At 25.6% G+C, this 19,137-nt stretch carries 17 protein-coding genes; 10 read left to right on the top strand and 7 right to left on the bottom strand.

The window, feature by feature from the left end:
* Positions 1-110: 110 nt before the first annotated feature.
* Positions 111-1,244, top strand: a complete 1,134-nt coding sequence (gene dnaJ / locus AB4W64_RS00785; RefSeq protein ID WP_367678158.1) for a molecular chaperone DnaJ — start codon at positions 111-113, stop codon at positions 1,242-1,244.
* A 58-nt stretch (positions 1,245-1,302) separates the two neighbouring features.
* Here the strand turns inward: dnaJ and rpsT are convergent, their stop codons facing one another.
* On the bottom strand, positions 1,303-1,572 hold the full coding sequence (rpsT, locus tag AB4W64_RS00780; protein WP_367678157.1) for a 30S ribosomal protein S20: 270 nt from the start codon (positions 1,570-1,572) through the stop codon (positions 1,303-1,305).
* A 168-nt stretch (positions 1,573-1,740) separates the two neighbouring features.
* Between rpsT and ribF the strand changes: the two genes are divergently transcribed.
* The 8 genes from ribF to folA all read left to right on the top strand — a co-directional run bounded on the left by ribF (position 1,741) and on the right by folA (position 12,916).
* A complete protein-coding gene (gene ribF / locus AB4W64_RS00775; protein WP_367678156.1) occupies positions 1,741-2,682 on the top strand; it encodes a bifunctional riboflavin kinase/FAD synthetase in 942 nt (313 codons plus the stop codon).
* A 23-nt stretch (positions 2,683-2,705) separates the two neighbouring features.
* Entirely contained in the window at positions 2,706-5,528 is a 2,823-nt protein-coding gene (gene ileS, locus AB4W64_RS00770; protein WP_367678155.1) for an isoleucine--tRNA ligase, read from the top strand.
* Positions 5,528-6,001 (top strand): signal peptidase II, encoded by a 474-nt coding sequence (gene lspA / locus AB4W64_RS00765; protein WP_367678154.1) that lies wholly within the window; start codon positions 5,528-5,530, stop codon positions 5,999-6,001. The genes ileS and lspA overlap by 1 nt, the downstream gene beginning before the upstream one ends.
* A gap of 64 nt (positions 6,002-6,065) precedes the next feature.
* Positions 6,066-7,040: a 4-hydroxy-3-methylbut-2-enyl diphosphate reductase gene (ispH, locus tag AB4W64_RS00760; protein WP_367678153.1), complete on the top strand. Its 975-nt coding sequence runs from the start codon at positions 6,066-6,068 to the stop codon at positions 7,038-7,040.
* Complete coding sequence (dapB, locus tag AB4W64_RS00755) at positions 7,033-7,839, top strand: 4-hydroxy-tetrahydrodipicolinate reductase (protein ID WP_367678152.1); 807 nt, start codon at positions 7,033-7,035, stop codon at positions 7,837-7,839. Before ispH ends, dapB begins: the two co-directional genes overlap by 8 nt.
* 98 nt (positions 7,840-7,937) lie before the next feature.
* Positions 7,938-9,098 (top strand): glutamine-hydrolyzing carbamoyl-phosphate synthase small subunit, encoded by a 1,161-nt coding sequence (gene carA, locus AB4W64_RS00750; protein ID WP_367678151.1) that lies wholly within the window; start codon positions 7,938-7,940, stop codon positions 9,096-9,098.
* 17 nt (positions 9,099-9,115) lie between these two features.
* Entirely contained in the window at positions 9,116-12,343 is a 3,228-nt protein-coding gene (carB, locus tag AB4W64_RS00745; RefSeq protein WP_367678150.1) for a carbamoyl-phosphate synthase large subunit, read from the top strand.
* 87 nt (positions 12,344-12,430) lie between these two features.
* Positions 12,431-12,916, top strand: coding sequence for a type 3 dihydrofolate reductase (folA, locus tag AB4W64_RS00740; RefSeq protein ID WP_367678149.1), 486 nt, complete (start codon positions 12,431-12,433; stop codon positions 12,914-12,916).
* 26 nt (positions 12,917-12,942) lie between these two features.
* Here folA and AB4W64_RS00735 read toward each other — a convergent pair whose 3' ends face one another.
* Genes AB4W64_RS00735 through AB4W64_RS00725 form a run of 3 tightly spaced genes read right to left on the bottom strand, consistent with a single transcriptional unit; the run spans position 12,943 to position 15,962 of the window.
* Positions 12,943-13,758 carry a symmetrical bis(5'-nucleosyl)-tetraphosphatase gene (locus AB4W64_RS00735; protein ID WP_367678148.1) on the bottom strand — a complete coding sequence of 272 codons (816 nt, stop codon included), beginning with the start codon at positions 13,756-13,758 and terminating at the stop codon, positions 12,943-12,945.
* A gap of 52 nt (positions 13,759-13,810) precedes the next feature.
* The gene (gene rsmA, locus AB4W64_RS00730) at positions 13,811-14,623 is read right to left on the bottom strand and encodes a 16S rRNA (adenine(1518)-N(6)/adenine(1519)-N(6))-dimethyltransferase RsmA (protein WP_367678147.1); all 813 of its coding nucleotides are present in this window, start codon (positions 14,621-14,623) and stop codon (positions 13,811-13,813) included.
* A 49-nt stretch (positions 14,624-14,672) separates the two neighbouring features.
* Positions 14,673-15,962 (bottom strand): peptidylprolyl isomerase, encoded by a 1,290-nt coding sequence (locus AB4W64_RS00725; protein ID WP_367678287.1) that lies wholly within the window; start codon positions 15,960-15,962, stop codon positions 14,673-14,675.
* Between the two features lie 193 nt (positions 15,963-16,155).
* Between AB4W64_RS00725 and AB4W64_RS00720 the strand changes: the two genes are divergently transcribed.
* Positions 16,156-16,923, top strand: a complete 768-nt coding sequence (locus tag AB4W64_RS00720; protein WP_367678146.1) for a DedA family protein — start codon at positions 16,156-16,158, stop codon at positions 16,921-16,923.
* Between the two features lie 54 nt (positions 16,924-16,977).
* On the opposite strand, the gene rplY is transcribed toward AB4W64_RS00720, so the two are convergent.
* The 3 genes from rplY to folE form a co-directional block, all read right to left on the bottom strand.
* Entirely contained in the window at positions 16,978-17,265 is a 288-nt protein-coding gene (rplY, locus tag AB4W64_RS00715) for a 50S ribosomal protein L25 (protein WP_367678145.1), read from the bottom strand.
* 37 nt (positions 17,266-17,302) lie between these two features.
* Positions 17,303-18,148 (bottom strand): deoxyribonuclease IV, encoded by an 846-nt coding sequence (gene nfo, locus AB4W64_RS00710; protein WP_367678144.1) that lies wholly within the window; start codon positions 18,146-18,148, stop codon positions 17,303-17,305.
* A 218-nt stretch (positions 18,149-18,366) separates the two neighbouring features.
* On the bottom strand, positions 18,367-19,035 hold the full coding sequence (folE, locus tag AB4W64_RS00705; protein WP_367678143.1) for a GTP cyclohydrolase I FolE: 669 nt from the start codon (positions 19,033-19,035) through the stop codon (positions 18,367-18,369).
* Positions 19,036-19,137: the final 102 nt, after the last annotated feature.

The raw sequence follows: 19,137 nt of genomic DNA, 5'->3' as shown, positions 1-19,137 counted from the left end.
TTTAATCAAAAATAGAATAAAAAAAATTACAACAGACTTTAAACTAGCACGGGCGTAGAAACTTATCTACGCCCGTGCAATTATTTTAAAATGATAACGAGTGCATAAGCATGGCAAAAAAAGACTATTATCAAATTTTAGGTATTACAAAATCAGCTGAAGAACGTGAAATTAAAAAAGCATACAAAAAATTAGCAATGAAATATCATCCTGATCGAAATCAAGGAGATAAAACTGCTGAAAACAAATTCAAAGAAATCAAAGAAGCTTATGAAATTTTAATTAATGAAGAAAAACGAACTGCATATGATCAATACGGACATGCCGCTTTTGAAAATGGTCATTCTAATAATACATATAGCACATTTACTAGTTCTTCAGATTTTAGCGATATTTTTGGAGACGTTTTTGGTGATATTTTTGGAGGAAATAGAACTAAAAGAGCTAAAAAAGGATCTGATTTATGCTATAAAATGGAAATATTATTAGAAGAAGCAGTAAAAGGAACTAAAAAAGAAATCCATATTCCAACTCTTCAAAAATGTAAAAAATGTCATGGAAGTGGTGCTAGTATTGGCACTAAACCTTATTCATGTTCTACCTGTAATAGTAAAGGTCAAATACATATTCGAAAAGGATTTTTTACTGTACAACAATCTTGTCCTACATGCCAAGGGAGAGGGACAATAATTAAACATCCATGCAATGGATGTCATGGACAAGGACGAGTAGAAACCTATAAAACACTGTTAGTCAAAATTCCACCTGGTATTGATGATAATGATAGAATACGTTTAAATAACGAAGGAGAGGCTGGATCTAATGGCGCACAATCTGGGGATCTTTATGTTCAAATTTCAGTAAAAAAACATCCTATTTTTGAAAGAGAAGAAAATAATTTATATTGTGAAGTACCAATAAATTTTACTATGGCTGCATTAGGTGGTGAAATAGAAGTACCTACACTAGATGGAAGAGTAAAACTTAAAATACCATGTGAAACACAATCAGGAAAGCTCTTCCGCATTCGTGGGCGAGGAGTGAGATCAATGCAAAATAGAAATCAAGGTGATTTATTATGTCGTGTTGTAGTAGAAACACCGGTTAATCTTAATGAACAACAAAAAAATCTTTTACATGAATTAGGAAAAAGTTTTAATGATTTTAGAGGAGAAAATAATAGTCCTCGTTCTAAAAGATTTTTTGATGGAGTTAAAAGATTTTTCGATGATTTAACACGATAAGATATTATAAAGTATTGCTTCTGAATTAAATTAGAGGCAATACTATTTTAATAAAATGTTAATCTTTACACATCTTATTAATTTGAAATAATAAATTAGATTTATAACGCGCAGCTTTATTTTTATGTATTAACCCTTTATTTACATGGCTATCAATAATAGGTTGCATTTTCTTAAATGCATCCTGTGCAGTATTTATATTGCCAGACAAAATAGCAATTCGTACTTTTTTAATAAAAGTACGAATCATGGAACGTCTACTAGTATTTTGTTTCCGACGTTTTTCTGATGTCACCGCATCCTTTTTAGCAGATTTAATATTGGCCAAGTGTCACCTCTAAGTTAAAAAAATAAACATTTATTTGAAAAGATAATATTAATGAATATACTAAAAAATATGTTTTTACTAAAACTAAAAATATTATATATAATATTTTTAATAATAAATATCTTTATATATAATTTTCTTCATTGAATTGATAAGGCTAATTAAAAAATGAAGATTATACGAGGTATTCATAACATTAAAGAAATAATTTCGCATTCAGTTGTTACTATTGGTAATTTTGATGGAATACATTTAGGTCATCAAAAATTGTTCTCTTGTGCACATCAAATAAGTAAAAAATACAATATACCGACTATAGTAATTTTGTTTGAACCTCAACCATTAGAATTTTTAAGATATAATGATGCTCCAATGCGGATTACAACATTTCGAGAAAAAATAAAACATATTTCACTTTATAATATTGATAAAATTTTATGCATTAAATTTAATCGTTCTTTTCAATCTTTAAGTCCAGAAGATTTTATCATAAATATACTGATAAATAAACTACACATGAAATTTATAGTAATAGGAGATGACTTTAAATTTGGCGTGAAAAGAAGCGGAGACATTAATCTTTTAGAAAAATTAAGAAATCAATATCAATTTCAGATTGTAAAAATTAAAGCATTATATAAAAACAACATTAAAATTAGTAGTACTAATATTAGAATTGCATTATCTAAAAACAACATAAAGTTAGCTTCTCTTCTTCTTGGGCGTCTATTAAGTATTTCCGGTCGAGTAGTTCATGGATATGCTAGAGGAAGAACTTTAGGTTATCCAACAGCAAATATATCTCTAAAAAAAAAATCTTTATTTACTCATGGAGTATATGCGGTAAAAGTTCATTATTTTTCTAATAAAATATGTTTAGGAATATGTAATATTGGGATTAAGCCTAGTTTTATGGATTGTGAAAAAAACAGAGTACTTGAAGTTTATTTATTCGATAAAAACATAGATTTATATGGAAAACACATAGAAGTAATTTTATACAAAAAAATACGTGATGAAAAAATTTTTACTTCAAAAGAATTATTAAAAAATCAGATTTTTCAAGATATTTTAATAGTTAAAAACTATTTTAAAATTTATAAACATTAACATTAAAAAATAAAGAAAAAATAATGAATAATTATAAAAAAACTTTAAACTTACCTACCACAAAATTTTCTATGAGAGGCAATCTTTCACAAAAAGAACCAAAAATTTTAAAAAATTGGAATGAAAATCATCTATATCAATTAATTAGGAAAAAAAAAGAAGGAAAAAAAATTTTCTTTCTTCATGATGGACCACCATATGCCAACGGTAATATTCATATTGGACATGCAGTTAATAAAATTTTAAAAGATATTATTATAAAATCTAAAAACATATCAGGATTTGACGCACCCTTTATTCCATCATGGGATTGTCATGGACTTCCCATTGAGCAAAAAGTAGAAGAATTAATTATCTGTAAAAATGAAAAAATATCTACTTTAGAATTTCAAAAAAAATGCAGAAAATATGCACAAAGTCAAATTAAAGCACAAAAAAAAGATTTTATAAGACTAGGAGTCATAGGTGATTGGGAAAAACCTCATCTTACAATGGATTTTAAAAATGAAGCAAACATCATTAGAACACTATCAAAAATAATTGAAAAAAAATACTTATATCAAGATTTTAAACCTATATATTGGTGTCTACAATGCTCTTCTTCATTATCTGAAGCAGAGATTGAATATTTTGAAAAAAAATCTGATTCAATTATAGTGGCATTAAAAAGTCAGAATAATTCAATTATAAAAAAAATATTTAATTCTTTTAAATTAAATAATAAAGAAATATATCTTCCTATATGGACAACAACACCTTGGACACTGCCATCTAGTAAAGCAATTACAATACATCCAGATTTTCAATATCAATTAATAGAAACTAAAAAATCATATTTTATTATAGCAGAGGCATTAGTTCCTCATGTATTAAATAAATTAAAAATAAAAAAATGGCTAGCAATTAACTCTATAAAAGGAAAATTTTTAGAAAAAATAAACTTTTTACATCCATTTTTAAAAAATGTCTATCTACCTATAATTTTAGGAAAACACGTTAATCTTGAATCTGGTACAGGAGCTGTTCACACTGCACCAGATCATGGACCTGATGATTATATAGTTAGCCAAAAATATAATATTAAAACAAGTCATTTAGTAAATATTAATGGTAACTATGTTTCTAATACACACCCTAAGTTAGATGGTATAAATGTTTTAAATGCCAATCCAATTATTATAAAATTATTAATTGACAAAGATCTTTTATTACATCATGAAAATTTAAATCATAATTATCCACATTGTTGGAGACATAAAACTCCAATTATCTATCGAGCTACTCCTCAATGGTTTATAAATATTGATCAATGTAAATTAAGAAATCAATCTCTACAAGAAATAAAAAAAGTATTTTGGATACCTACATGGGGTGAATCTAGAATAAAAGAAATGATTAAAAAAAGACCTGATTGGTGCATTTCAAGACAAAGAAGATGGGGTGTACCAATGTCAATTTTTATAAATAAAGAAACAGGAAAAATCCATCCTCAAAACTCATTGTTAATGGAAAAAATAGCAAAAAAAGTAGAATTAGAAGGAATACAAGTATGTTGGAATTTAGATTTAAAAAAAATACTAGGTCAAAAATATCAATCATATATTCAAATATTAGACATATTAGATGTATGGTTTGAATCAGGAAATACACATACTTCAATAAATTATAAAAACAAAAAATATACTAAAAATAATGCAGATATGTACTTAGAAGGTTCAGATCAACATAGAGGTTGGTTTATGTCTTCTTTAATAATATCAACATTAATTTCTGGAAAAGCACCTTATTCTGAAGTATTAACTCATGGATTCGTAGTTGATGGAAAAGGACAAAAAATGTCTAAATCTATTGGAAATACTATAAGTCCTAACAATATAATTAACAAATTAGGTGCTGATATTTTAAGATTATGGGTTGCATCTTCTAATTATTGTAATGATATTTCTATTTCTGAAGAAATTTTAAAAAATTCATCAGATGCATATCGTAGAATTAGAAATACAGCACGATTTTTACTTGCAAATATAAATGATTTTGAACCTAAAAAACACATAATAAATAAAGATGAAATGATTTTTTTAGACAAATGGGCTATCGGCCAAACTAAAATAGTTCAAGAAGAAATTATTAAATTTTATAATAATTATAACTTTCATGGAGTAGTTCAACGTTTGATGTATTTCTGCTCTATGGAAATGGGTTCTTTTTATCTTGATATTATAAAAGATAGACAATACACTCTAAAAACAAATAGCAAAGAAAGACGTAGCTGTCAAACAGCTATGTATTATATTATTAATTCATTGGTACGATGGATAGCACCAATACTCTCTTTTACAGCGGATGAAATTTGGAATTATTTACCAGAAAAAAAATCTCAATATGTATTTACAGAAGAATGGTTTGATAAACTATTCCATTTAGAACAAGATGATTTGTTTAATTATCAATTTTGGAATGAAATAATAAATATTAAAAATGAAATAAATAAATTTATAGAAATAGAGATTAAGAACAAAAATATTAATAATTCACTGGAAGCTTCTGTAACATTATATGTCTTACCTGAATTATTAAAAAAATTAAAATTATTAGGAAAAGAATTAAAATTTATATTTTTAACATCTAATGCAACAGTCAAACTTTATGATAAAGCTCCTGAAAATACAAAAAAAAGCAAAACTATTTCTTATTTGAAAATATCTTTAGAAAAAGTAGAAAAACAAAAATGCTTACGATGTTGGCATTATTCTATTGATATTAAAAATCACATACACGATAGTAATATCTGCAATCGCTGTATTTTAAATACAATCGGAAATGGTGAAAAACGTATATTTGTATAATGAAAAAACAACATTTAAAAGAGAATAAACACTGGAATTATATAATAATAATTATTGTTGTCATCATTGATATGATGAGTAAATTGTGGATTATAAATCATACAAAAATACATGATACACAAAAAATTTTTTCAATGTTAAATTTATTTCATACGCATAATTATGGTGTAGCATTTAGTTTATTATCTACTCAAGGACAATCTAAAAGATGGTTACTATCAATTATTAGTACGTTAACTATATTAGTTATTGCAAGAATAATCATAAAATCTAAAAAAAAAGAATCAAATAAAATAAAAGCTTATTCTTTTATTATTGCAGGAGCAATTGGAAATTTAATAGATCGTACTTTTTATGGTTTTGTCATAGACTTTATTGATATACATATTAAAAATTGGCACTTTGCTACATTTAACATAGCTGATTGCAGTATTTTTTTTGGTATTCTTATATTAATACGAACAAAAAATTAAATGACTTCAATAGTTTTACATAATATTCAATTCTTATTAACATGAATATTTATGGAGACATAAAGTGAATATTATATTAGCCAATCCTAGAGGTTTTTGTGCGGGTGTTAAAAGAGCAATTTTAATAGTTGAAAATGCATTAAAAATATATAAAAGAACAATATATATTAAGCACGAGCTCGTACATAATCAATACGTAGTAAATCAATTATGTCGAAAAGGAGTTATTTTTGTTGAAGAAATTTCACAAATTCCAGATTATTCTATAATTGTTTTTTCAGCACATGGAGTCTCAAAACAAGTTCAAAAAGAAGCTATTAAAAAAAAGTTAACAATTTTAAATGCTACTTGTCCTTTAGTTACAAAAGTGCACAAAGAAGTATCAAAATCTAGCTCAATGGGTATAAAAACAATTCTTATTGGTCATAAAGGTCACCCTGAAGTAGAGGGTACAATAGGACAATACGATAATAAAAATGGAAAAATATATCTTATTCAATCTATAGAAGATGTGAATCAATTATCTATTAAAAGTCATCAAAAATTAAATTTTGTTACACAAACTACTCTATCAATCTCATATACCAAAAATATTATTTATGCTTTAAAGAAAAAATTTCCTAACATTTCTGGTCCTATTAAAGAAGATATATGTTATGCAACAACTAATCGTCAAAAAGCAGTTAATCAATTATCAAAAATAACTGATATGATATTAGTAGTAGGATCAAAAAATTCTTCTAATTCTAATAGACTAGCAGAATTAGGAAGAGAAAATGGAACATTTACAAAACTTATTGATTCTTTTATTGACATTAAAAAAAAATGGTTAAAAAATATTAATTATATCGGTATTACCGCTGGTGCTTCTGCACCAGAAATATTAGTTACAGAAGTCATTCAATATTTAAAAAAACTAGGCGCTAATCAAACAATAGAAATGATAGGAACTAAGGAAACAACAGTTTTTAAAATACCTAAACAACTATTATCTATAAAAAAATTTTTAGATAAAACTGAGAAAAAAAACAATGAATAAAACAATCACTCGTATTGCTATTACTGGTCCTATGGGGAGAATGGGCCAAACACTTATTAAAGAAATAAAAAAAAATCAACATACATGTTTAACACTAGCATTAGTGGAAAAAAATCATCCACTCATCAATCAAGATATTGGAGATTCTCTCGGAATAGGAAAAATAGGTGTTCTTGCAACTAATAAAATAAACAAAGATTTTGACGTTTTAATTGATTTTACAAATCCTAATGCTACATTACATTACTTAAAATATTGTGGTAAATTTAAAAAAAACATTGTTATTGGTACTACTGGTTTTTCAGAAGAAGAAATGCATACTATAGAAATGTATTCTAAAAAGACTGGTATAATTATGTCATCAAATTTTAGTATAGGAATAAATTTACTATTTCAATTAGTTGAACAAACCACAAAGATTATAGGAGAAAATTCTGATATTGATATTATAGATTTTCATCATCGAAACAAAATAGACGCGCCTTCAGGTACAGCATTATCAATAGGAAAAGTAATATCAAAAGTTATGAATTGGAATTTAAAAAAACATTCTATATACTATAAACAAGGAATAACTGGAATTAGAGAAGCAAAAAAAATTGGTTTTTCTATTGTACGTGCAGGTGAAATTGTAGGAAAGCATACTGTAATGTTTTCTAGTTCTGGTGAGGAAATAAAGATAACTCATACCGCATCAAATAGAATTTGTTTTGCTAAAGGTGCTATACAATCTGCAATATGGCTACATAAAAAAAAGATAGGTTTATTTGACATGAAAGATGTACTATCATTTAAGTAACAAATTAATATAATATAATATTCAAAAATGTATAAATGTTTATTATCATAATAGACAAAAATATTAATTTTAGTTAAACTAAAAAAAATACTTTTGTAATGGAGGATGTTTTGAGCCAATTAGCAGTACTAGTTTTAGAAGACGGGACTAGATTTCACGGACGAGCTATTGGAGCACAAGGAATAACTGTAGGTGAAGTTGTATTTAATACATCAATAACTGGTTATCAAGAAATAATCACTGATCCTTCTTATTCACATCAAATTATAACATTAACTCATCCCCATATTGGAAACGTTGGAACTAATTCTAATGATGAAGAATCATCTAAAATTCATGCTAAAGGACTTATTATTCGTGATTTGTCACCAATTGCAAGCAATTACCGAAATAAAAAGAATTTTTCTTCTTATTTAAAAGAAAATAACATTGTTGCAATATCTGATATTGATACCAGAAAACTGACCCGTATTTTGCGTATAAAAGGTTCTCAAAATGGATGTATTATAGAAGATAAAGAAGAAAATTATTCTATCGCACATAAAAATGCTAAAAATTTTTTAAGCTTACAAGGATTAGATTTAGCAAAAAAAGTATCTACTAAATTTGTTTATAATTGGAGCGAAGGCAGTTTTCTGCTTAATAAAAAAAAATTCTTTTCTATTAAAAAAGAAAAATCTTTATTTCACGTTGTTGTATATGATTTTGGTGTTAAGAGAAACATATTACGTATGCTGGTAGATAGAGGCTGTTATTTAACAATTGTTCCTGCTTCTACTGATCCGAAAACAGTATTAAATCTACTTCCAGATGGAATTTTTTTGTCTAATGGACCAGGCGATCCAAGGCCTTGTCATTATGCCATTAAAGCTATTCAATACTTTTTAAAAATTAATATTCCTATTTTTGGAATATGTTTAGGACATCAATTACTTGCTTTAGCTAGTGGAGCTAAAATCGTAAAAATGAAATTTGGACATCATGGAGGCAATCATCCAGTAAAAGAAATAAAAACTAATAGAGTTATTATTACATCTCAAAATCATAGTTTTACTGTAGACAATAAAAACATGCCAAATAATATAAAAATTACACATAGTTCTCTTTTTGATGGTACGTTACAAGGATTATCTTTAATAAATAAATTAGCTTTTAGTTTTCAAGGACATCCAGAAGCTAGTCCAGGACCACATGACGCTTCTTCTTTATTTGATCATTTTATTCAATTAATCATTCATCAAAAAAATAAAACTCAGTAATTAATTAGGGAAAAAAAATGCCTAAATCTACTGATATAAAATCAATTTTAATTCTTGGAGCAGGACCAATAGTTATTGGACAAGCATGTGAATTTGATTATTCAGGTGCACAAGCTTGTAAAGCTTTAAAAGAAGAGGGTTATAGAATTATTCTTGTTAATTCTAATCCTGCGACAATTATGACTGATCCCGGAATGGCTGATGCTACATATATTGAGCCTATTCATTGGAAAATAGTAGAAAAAATTATTAAAAAAGAAAAACCAAATGCATTATTACCAACAATGGGGGGACAAACAGCTCTCAATTGTGCTTTAGAATTAGATAAAAAAGGTATTTTAAAATTATTTAATGTTCAAATAATAGGTGCTACAGTTGATGCTATTAAAAAAGCTGAAAATAGAAAGTTATTTGAAAAATCCATGAAAAAATTAGGTTTAGAAACTGCAAAATGTGGTATTGCACATAGTATCAAACAAGCTTTTTCAGTATTAAAAAATGTAGGATTTCCATGTATTATTCGACCTTCTTTTACTATGGGCGGCAATGGAGGGGGAATCGCATATAATCATGAAGAATTCGAAGAAATTTGTGAACGAGGACTAAAGTTATCTCCTAATACAGAACTTTTAATTGATGAGTCTCTAATAGGTTGGAAAGAATACGAAATGGAAGTCGTACGGGATAAAAATAATAATTGTATTATTGTTTGTTCAATCGAAAATTTAGACCCTATGGGTATTCATACAGGTGATTCTATTACCGTAGCCCCTGCGCAAACTCTAACTGATAAAGAATATCAAGTTATGAGAAATGCTTCTATGTCAATTTTAAGAGAAATAGGTGTAGAAACTGGTGGTTCTAATGTACAATTCGCAATTAATCCAAAAGACGGTAGAATGATTGTTATTGAAATGAATCCTAGAGTTTCTCGTTCTTCTGCACTAGCATCTAAAGCAACTGGATTCCCAATTGCTAAAATTGCTGCTAAATTAGCCGTAGGATATACACTAGATGAACTCGCCAACGATATTACAGGGACAAATACTACCGCATCATTTGAACCATCGATAGATTATATAGTCACAAAAATACCTAGATTTAATTTTGAAAAATTTCCAGGATGTAACGATAGATTAACTACACAGATGAAATCTGTAGGAGAAGTAATGGCAATAGGTCGTACTTTTCAAGAATCTATACAAAAAGCTATTCGTGGATTAGAAGTTGGTTCTAGTGGATTTGATTCAAAAATATCTTCTTCAGATCCAGAATATTTAATCAAAATTAAATATGAATTAAAAGAGGCAGGTTCTGAACGTCTTTGGTATATAGGTGATGCATTTCGTGCTGGTATGTCTGTGGATGATGTTTTTGAATTAACATCTATTGATCCATGGTTTCTTATTCAAATTCAAGAACTTATATTCTTAGAAAATAAAATTATCGATAATAAATTTATTGGATTAAAATATGATTTCTTTTATTTTATTAAAAGAAAAGGTTTTTCTGATCAACGTATTGCAACACTTACTCAAAAAACAGAAAGTGAAATAAGAAAACTACGTTATACATTAAATTTGCATCCTGTATATAAAAGAATTGATACATGCTCTGCAGAGTTTTCAACAGAAACAGCATATATGTATTCAACATGGGAAGATGAATGTGAATCTTATCCAAATAAAAATGATAAAAAGATAATTATATTAGGTGGTGGTCCTAATAGAATAGGACAGGGTATAGAATTTGATTATTGCTGTGTACATGCAGCTCAAGCTTTACGAGAAGATGGTTTTGAAGCAATTATGATTAATTGCAACCCTGAAACAGTATCTACGGACTATGATATATCAGATAGATTATATTTTGAACCTATTACGTTAGAAAATGTTTTAGAAATTGTAAGAATAGAAAAACCTAAAGGTATTATTATTCAATATGGCGGACAAACACCACTGAAATTAGCTCGTCAATTTGAAAAAGAAGGCATACCTATTATTGGAACTAGTCCTGATTCTATTGACAATGCAGAAGATCGAAATCGTTTTCAAAAAACCGTAAAAAAATTAAAATTAAAACAACCTTTAAATGCAACAGTTTTAACTTTAGATCAAGCTATTAAAAAAGCGAAAATAATTGGTTATCCTATTATGGTAAGACCATCTTATGTATTAGGTGGTAGAGCTATGGAAATAGTTTACGATATATATGGTTTAGAAAATTATTTTAAAATAATTTTAAAAGAAAACAATGTTACTCCTATTTTATTAGATCAATATTTAGACTATGCCACAGAAGTAGATGTTGATGCTATATGCGACGGAAAAACAGTTCTAATTGGCGGTATTATGGAACATATCGAACAAGCCGGAATTCATTCAGGCGATTCTGCATGTTCTTTGCCAGCATATACATTAACTCATGAAATTCAAAATGAAATAAGAAAACAAGTAATAAAATTAGCTTTTGAATTATCTGTAAAAGGATTAATGAACGTACAATTTGCCATAAAAAAAAATAAAATATACATTATTGAAGTAAATCCAAGAGCAGCAAGAACAGTTCCATTTGTTTCAAAAGCAACAGGACTTGCATTAGCAAAAATTGCTGTACGAGTCATGTATGGAAAAACACTATTAGAGCAAGGTTTTACAAAAGAAATCGTTCCTCCATACTTTTCAGTAAAAGAAGCAATTCTTCCTTTTGATAAATTTCAAGGTGTTGACCCGATATTAGGTCCAGAAATGCGTTCTACAGGAGAAGTTATGGGTATTGGCAATAACTTTTCAGAAGCCTTTTCTAAGGCCATGCTTGGTGCACATACAAATATGAAAAAATCAGGTCGTATTCTTCTTTCAGTAAGAGATGATGACAAAAATAATATTATAAATTTAGCTGTTAAATTAAAAAAATTGGGATTTGAAATAGATGCAACAAAAGGAACATCTATGGCTTTAAAAAAATCTGGTATTTTATCTAGACTTGTAAACAAAGTGCATGAAGGACGTCCTCATATACAAGATCGTTTAAAAAACGGAGAATATTCCTATATTGTTAATACGACCTCATGTAATCAAGGCTTTAAAGATTCTAAATTAATATGTCGTAGTGCTCTTCAATATAAAGTACACTATGATACAACTTTAAACGGTGCGTTTGCAACTGTTATGGCTTTAAATGAAAAACCAACTAAAAATGTAAAATCAATTCAAGAAATGCATAAAAAAATAAATTTATTTTAAAAAAATATATATTTTATATAAAATGCAACATTTATAAATATGTTGTAAAACATATTTATAATTCATATTACGGACATTTTTATTCACATGAATATTAGCTTAATTGCCGCATTTTCTAAAAATTTAGTTATTGGACATAATAATAAAATACCTTGGCATCTCCCAGAAGATTTAAAATGGTTTAAACAGAATACAATCAACAAAAATGTTATTATGGGTCGTGTAACTTGGGATTCTATATTAAAAAAACCTTTACCCATGCGTACCAATATAGTAATTAGCAATAATAAAATTAAAAATAAAGGTGTTATTTGGGCTAATTCTATATCTAATGCTCTTATCTCTTCAAGATATGATCAAGAAATTATGATTATTGGAGGAGCTAAAATATATAAAAAAATGTTATTTTATGCTAATAAATTATATTTAACTCATATAGACGCTTACATTTCTGGTGATACTTATTTTCCTAATTATCAATTATATCCCGATTGGAAAATACTATTTAAAAAAAAATTTCGCAAAGACCGTTATCATCTTTACAATTATTGTTTTGAAATTTTATCTAGATAAATTGAAAAAATTTTAAAAAAATTATATTATTTAATGAGAAAAGACTGCACAAACCATTTTTTATCTTCCCATCGTAACATTTTTAATTCTCCGCCCCAGCAGCAACCACCATCTAATGAAAAAAATTCTTGAGGAATAGGAGTACCTTTTAAAGAAGACCAATGTCCAAAAAAAATAGAGTAATTTTTTGGACTTTTTTGTTGATTTAAAAACCATGGTTGCAAAGGATATTTAATAAAATTAGGAGATTGTTTATAAAACATATTTAATCGACCATCAGGATAACAATACCTCATTCTTGTCAGTACATTTATACTATATCTTAATCGATCTAATCTATTTAATTTTGATTCCCAAAAAACTATACTATTACTATACATAGCTTCAAGAAATAAAGCATAATTATCATTAGATAAAAATTCTTCAATATTCAATGCATAATTTTGTAAAGTATCAATATCTAATTGTGGACTAATACCCGCATGTACCATAATAATTTTACGATTTTTATCAATTTTTAATAAAGATTGACATCTTAACCAATTGATTAATTCAGAACTATCTTTAGACACAAGTAATTCATCAAAAAAATTTTCTTTTTTGTTTTTCTTTATACCAGAAAAAATTGCAATTAAATTTATATCATGATTGCCAAGTACTATTTTTACTCTACTTTTAAAAGAATAAAGATATCTTAATACTTTTAAAGAATCAGGTCCTCTTGATACCAGATCACCTGCAATCCATAAAAAATCTTTTTGACTATTAAAACCTGATTTTTTTAAAAGAAGCTTAAGTTCTTTATAGCAACCATGAATATCACTAATAAAATAAGTACTCATATAGATTTTTTCTCTTAAAATAAAAATTAAATACTTTATAAAACGATTTAAATTATTTTTTTAAAATTTTTTTATATAAATAGTTAGCTAATTGACAATATTGAAATATAGAAATATTTTCAGCTCTTAATCTAGGATTAATATCTAATTTTATTAAAATTATTTCGGAAAATAAATCTTTTAAACTATGTCGTAATATTTTTCTTCTGTTTTGAAAAGCTTTATTTGTTACAAGACTTAAAAAATTGACATCATAAACAAAATAAGGATAATGATGATGAGGAGTCAAATTAACAAACATAGAATGAACTTTGGGTACTGGCCAAAAATTTTCAGGTGTAACATTTAACAATATTTTAATACTACAATAATATTGAGCTATAATACTTAAACGACCATAAGATTTACTTCCAGGTGAAGCAGTTAATCTTTCAGCAACTTCTTTCTGTAACATAAAATTCATATCTTTAATCACTGCAATATGCTTAAATAAAAAAAGAATCAAAGATGTAGAAATGTTATATGGTAAATTCCCAAAAATACGAATTAATTGATTTTTTTTATAAAATAGTTTTGTATAATCAAAAGTTAAAGCATCTTGAAAAAAAACTATTAATTTTGAATAAAACAATTCTTGTTTCAATAAAAATAACAAATTTGAATCTATTTCAATAACAATTAATTCTTCTAAAATTTGGCACATTGGTTTAGTTAAAGCAGCCAATCCTGGACCAATCTCTACTAATGTTTGTTCTATATTTGGATTTATTTTTTCAATAATATTATTTATAATACTGTTATTGATGAGAAAATTCTGTCCGTATCTTTTTAAAGGAAAATATTTTTTTAAAATTTTTATATTCATAAATTAATACTTATTATTTTTATAATTTTTATCAATAAAAAAATATATACTATGGTCTTATAATTTTTATATAAGAAACATTTTTAAGATCTTTTATCCACTGCTGTTTTTCTAATGCCGTTTTTTGAAGAAATAAAATATTATACGCTTCTTTTTTTTTAACACGATAAAATGTATCTATTTGACGTTTGTCTAACAATTTTACTATATGCCATCCAGAATTAGATTTAATAGGCTTACTTATTTCATTTTTTTTCAAACACATTAATACTTTATTAAAATCATCATTAAAAAATTCTTTAGAAATCCATCCAATATCACCATTCTTATTAGATGAATAAACATCTTGAGATAAATTTTTAACAGCATAATCAAAACTATAAACTCCACTCTTAATATTTTTATATATTTCTAAAATATTATTTTTTGATTCTAAATCAGTTTTAATAATCGAAGGTTTTATTAAACAATGCTGTATATAAAATTCAGTTATAATATTTTCTTTATTGTTGTGAATATCGTTAACTTTAAAAATATAAAATCCTTTATCACTTAAAAAAGGCCCTAAAATTTGTCCTTTTTCTGAAATTTCAACAAAATCAGAAAAAACATTTTTTATATCTTGCAAATTCATCCAAAACATTTTTTTAACTAAAAACAAACTATTATTTTTTTTACATTCTTGATACATTTTTTCAAAATTGTAACCTTTCGTGAGTTTTTTTATAATACTCTCTGCTATTTTTTTTTTGTTATTGATTAAAATATCAGAATTTTCTTTTAAAATAGGCAATAAAATATAACTTAAATTTATCTTTTTTAATTTTTTATTATCATCAACTAATTTGTTAAAAACAACATTTATTTCTTTTTCAGAAATATTAATACGTTTATTTAATTCATAATCTTGAACCATTCTAATTTTTAAAATTTTTTCAATATTATTGATGTAATTTTTATAAGTAAAATTACTATGAAACAAAATGTTATTTTTTAATTCATCAATAGTAATATTTTTTTTTAAAGCTATCTGTTTAATCATGTCATTGATTTGTTCTTCAGTAACGATAACGTTCATTCTATTTGCTTCTTGTAATATTAATTCATCTAAAATTAATTTTTGAATCACTTTTTCTCTTAAAAAATTAATTTTTAGTGGTATTCTGGAATCTACACCTTCTTTTTTAAATAAAATAAGAATCTTATTAATATCACTATTTAATATAATTTCATCATTTATAACAGCTGAAATATTATCTATTTCTAATTCTTTAGATGAAACATAAGATATACTACTAAAAATATATAAAATTATAAAAATCCATATTTTCATTGTAATTCTTCTTTTTTTGTTTTATTTTAAGTGTTAATTAGTTTAATTTTTTTATTATATGTTTAATAAAAAATATTGATTGTTTTATTTTAAATAAAATTAAAAAATTTTTCTTGAGGTTATTTTAAAAATTATATAAAGTATAAAATATTTATAAAAAATACTTTTTCAAATCACAAAATCTAAATAATGAGAATTTATGGAATCTTGGTTAACAAGCTTCATTACGCAATCTTTAACTTATTCACTGTTAGTAGTAGGTATAGTTTCTTTTTTAGAATCTCTTGCCTTAGTGGGATTATTATTGCCTGGTATTATTTTAATGACTACACTAGGTACATTTATAGGTGATGGAAGACTATCATTTTATCCCGCTTGGATATCCGGTACAATAGGATGTTTACTAGGGGATTGGATCTCATACTATATTGGATTATATTTTAAAAATTGGCTATGTAATTTTAAATTTTTAAAACGAAACCAAAAATTGTTTAATAAAACAAAATCTTTGTTACATAAACATAGTATTATTACCATTATTATTGGAAGATTTATAGGCCCAACACGACCTTTAATACCTATGATTTCTGGAATGCTAAAATTACCATTAAATAAGTTTTTTTTCCCGAGTATTATTGGATGTATATTATGGCCTCCAGTATATTTTTTTCCTGGAATAGTTACCGGTATAACTATAAAAATACCTCAAAACCCTGAAAATGACTATTTTAAATGGTTTTTATTAATAATTTCCATTTTAATCTGGCTGGGAATATGGTTGGTATCAAAATGGTGGAAAATGAGGAAAAATCATGTACCCACTTCTTTCATCTTAAATCAAAAAAATACCGGATGGCTAGCTATAATAACTGTTTCTTCTGGCATCATAAGCTTAATTGCTATACAGTTTCACCCTACAATGTTAGTTTTCAAAAAAATATTATTTTCTATATTGTTTAATATATAATAAAAAAATTGCTTTAAATCAATGTTAAATACTAAAAAATTATATTAGTTTAAGTTACTCAACATGTAAAAAATCAATATGTAATAATTTTAATTTAAATGAATGATGTTGAACAGCTTGAACTTTTACTTTATATTTTTGATCTTTAATGACTAATAATAAAGATTTTTTATAAAAATCTACTTTTTTCTGTAAGTTAAAAATAAAATTATGATCTAACGTAAGTAAAGTATTATCTTGATTGACTCCATATAAAACGCCTGGAAATTTATTTTTAACACGTAATCTTCTACTAATACTTTTTCCTTTTTCTTTTCTTAAATCAGCATAAACTATTAACATAATTTTCTCTCTTTATATAAAAAACGAATTTATTTAATCACAATTGTTGTTGTAATCTTAACCAAGAAATTTCTTTTTCCCACAGAGTAGAATCAACTGTTTCTAAAATAATAGGAATATTACAAAAATTATTATTTCTTACGATCCATTTAAAAGATAAATTTCCTATTTCACCTAATCCTAAATTTTCATGACGATCAACTCGGCTATTAATTTTTCTTTTAGAATCATTTAAATGCATACCTCTTAGATATTTAAACCCTATTATATTATTAAATTGCTCAAAGGTATTTTCACAATCTTTTTGAGTTCGTAAATCATATCCTGAAGCAAATAAATGACATGTATCAATACATACACCTACTCTAGATTTATCGTTAATATGTTTAATAATCTCAGATAAATGTTCAAAGCAATATCCGACATTTGTTCCCTGTCCTGCAGTATTTTCTATTACTGCAATTATGTTTTTAGTTTTATCTAACGCTATATTAATAGACTCAGAAATTCTTAACAAACAGTCATGCTCAGTGATTTTATTTAAATGACTACCAGGATGAAAATTTAAAAACATTAAACCTAATTCACTGCAACGCAGCATTTCATTAATAAAAGAAATTCGTGACTTTTCTAGTAAATTATTAATAGGATGACCTAAATTAATTAAATAACTACTATGAGGTAAAATTTGATGAGGTTTAAATTTATATTTAATGCAAGCTTGTTTAAAAGTATATATTGTTTCTTGATCTAATGGAGGAGAAATCCATTGCCGTTGATTTCTAGTAAAAAAAGAAAAAGCTGTTGCTTTTATTTGAAAAGCACGAAAAACTGCTTTTTCTAAGCCTCCAGAAGAACTAATATGCGCACCAATATACTTCATTTTTTTATTTTTTCCTGTAATAAGATTTTCTATTGTAATGTTATTAAAAATATTTGAATAGATCTAAATAAAAAAACTAAAAAAGAATTATATAATAAGCATATATAAAATATTAAAAAAATTTATTTTTTTTAATATAATTTCAAATCAATCTTAAAAACAATATAATACTGAGAAAGTCTTTTTTAATCAATAAAAATAAATGAAATATATTTAATTCATTCACAAATATTTTTTTTATAAAAAAATTCATTGCGAATATTTTTATTAGATTTAAATAAACCTTCTAAACAAGAAGTCATAGTACTACTGTTTACATCACAAACTCCACGTGCTTTAACACAAAAATGCTCCATACTAACAACAACTGCAACATCATTGGTTTCTAATAAAACTTGTAATACAGTTAATATTTGTTTCGTTAAACGCTCTTGTATTTGAGGTCTTTTAGCATAAAATTGTACAATTCTATTTATTTTAGATAATCCTATAATTTTATTTTTAGGAATATATGCAACTGTAGCTTGTCCATTCATAGTAATAAAATGATGTTCGCAAGTACTAATCAATACTATATTTTTAATTATAATTATTTCATTCATCTTCATTTTATTATCTATAAATGTAATTTTTGGAAAATTTTTATAATCCAATCCTGAAAAAATTTCATAGCTATACATTTTTGATATACGAGCTGGTGTATCTTTTAAACTATCATCGCTTAAATTCAAGTTAAGTAGAAGCATAATTTTACATATATGTTCAGCAATTAATAATTCTCTTTCTTTTTCATTTATATCATTGTATTCTCTTAAAATAGAGTTTTCTATTTTTTTTTCTAACAATGCACTATGTGCTAAATAAGCTTCTTGACTAAGTTTTATCATAATTATTTTATTTTTTACAATGAATAAGATTTTATATCTATTTTTTAATTATTTAAATAACGTAAATATATAAAAAATTATTAATATGAACGAATCATTAAT

Source organism: Buchnera aphidicola (Brachycaudus tragopogonis) (genome assembly GCF_964059175.1).
Classification (GTDB): domain Bacteria; phylum Pseudomonadota; class Gammaproteobacteria; order Enterobacterales; family Enterobacteriaceae; genus Buchnera; species Buchnera aphidicola_BM.
The sequence above is the reverse complement of the archived record's forward strand: the minus strand, read 5'-3'. Positions and strand labels throughout refer to the sequence as shown.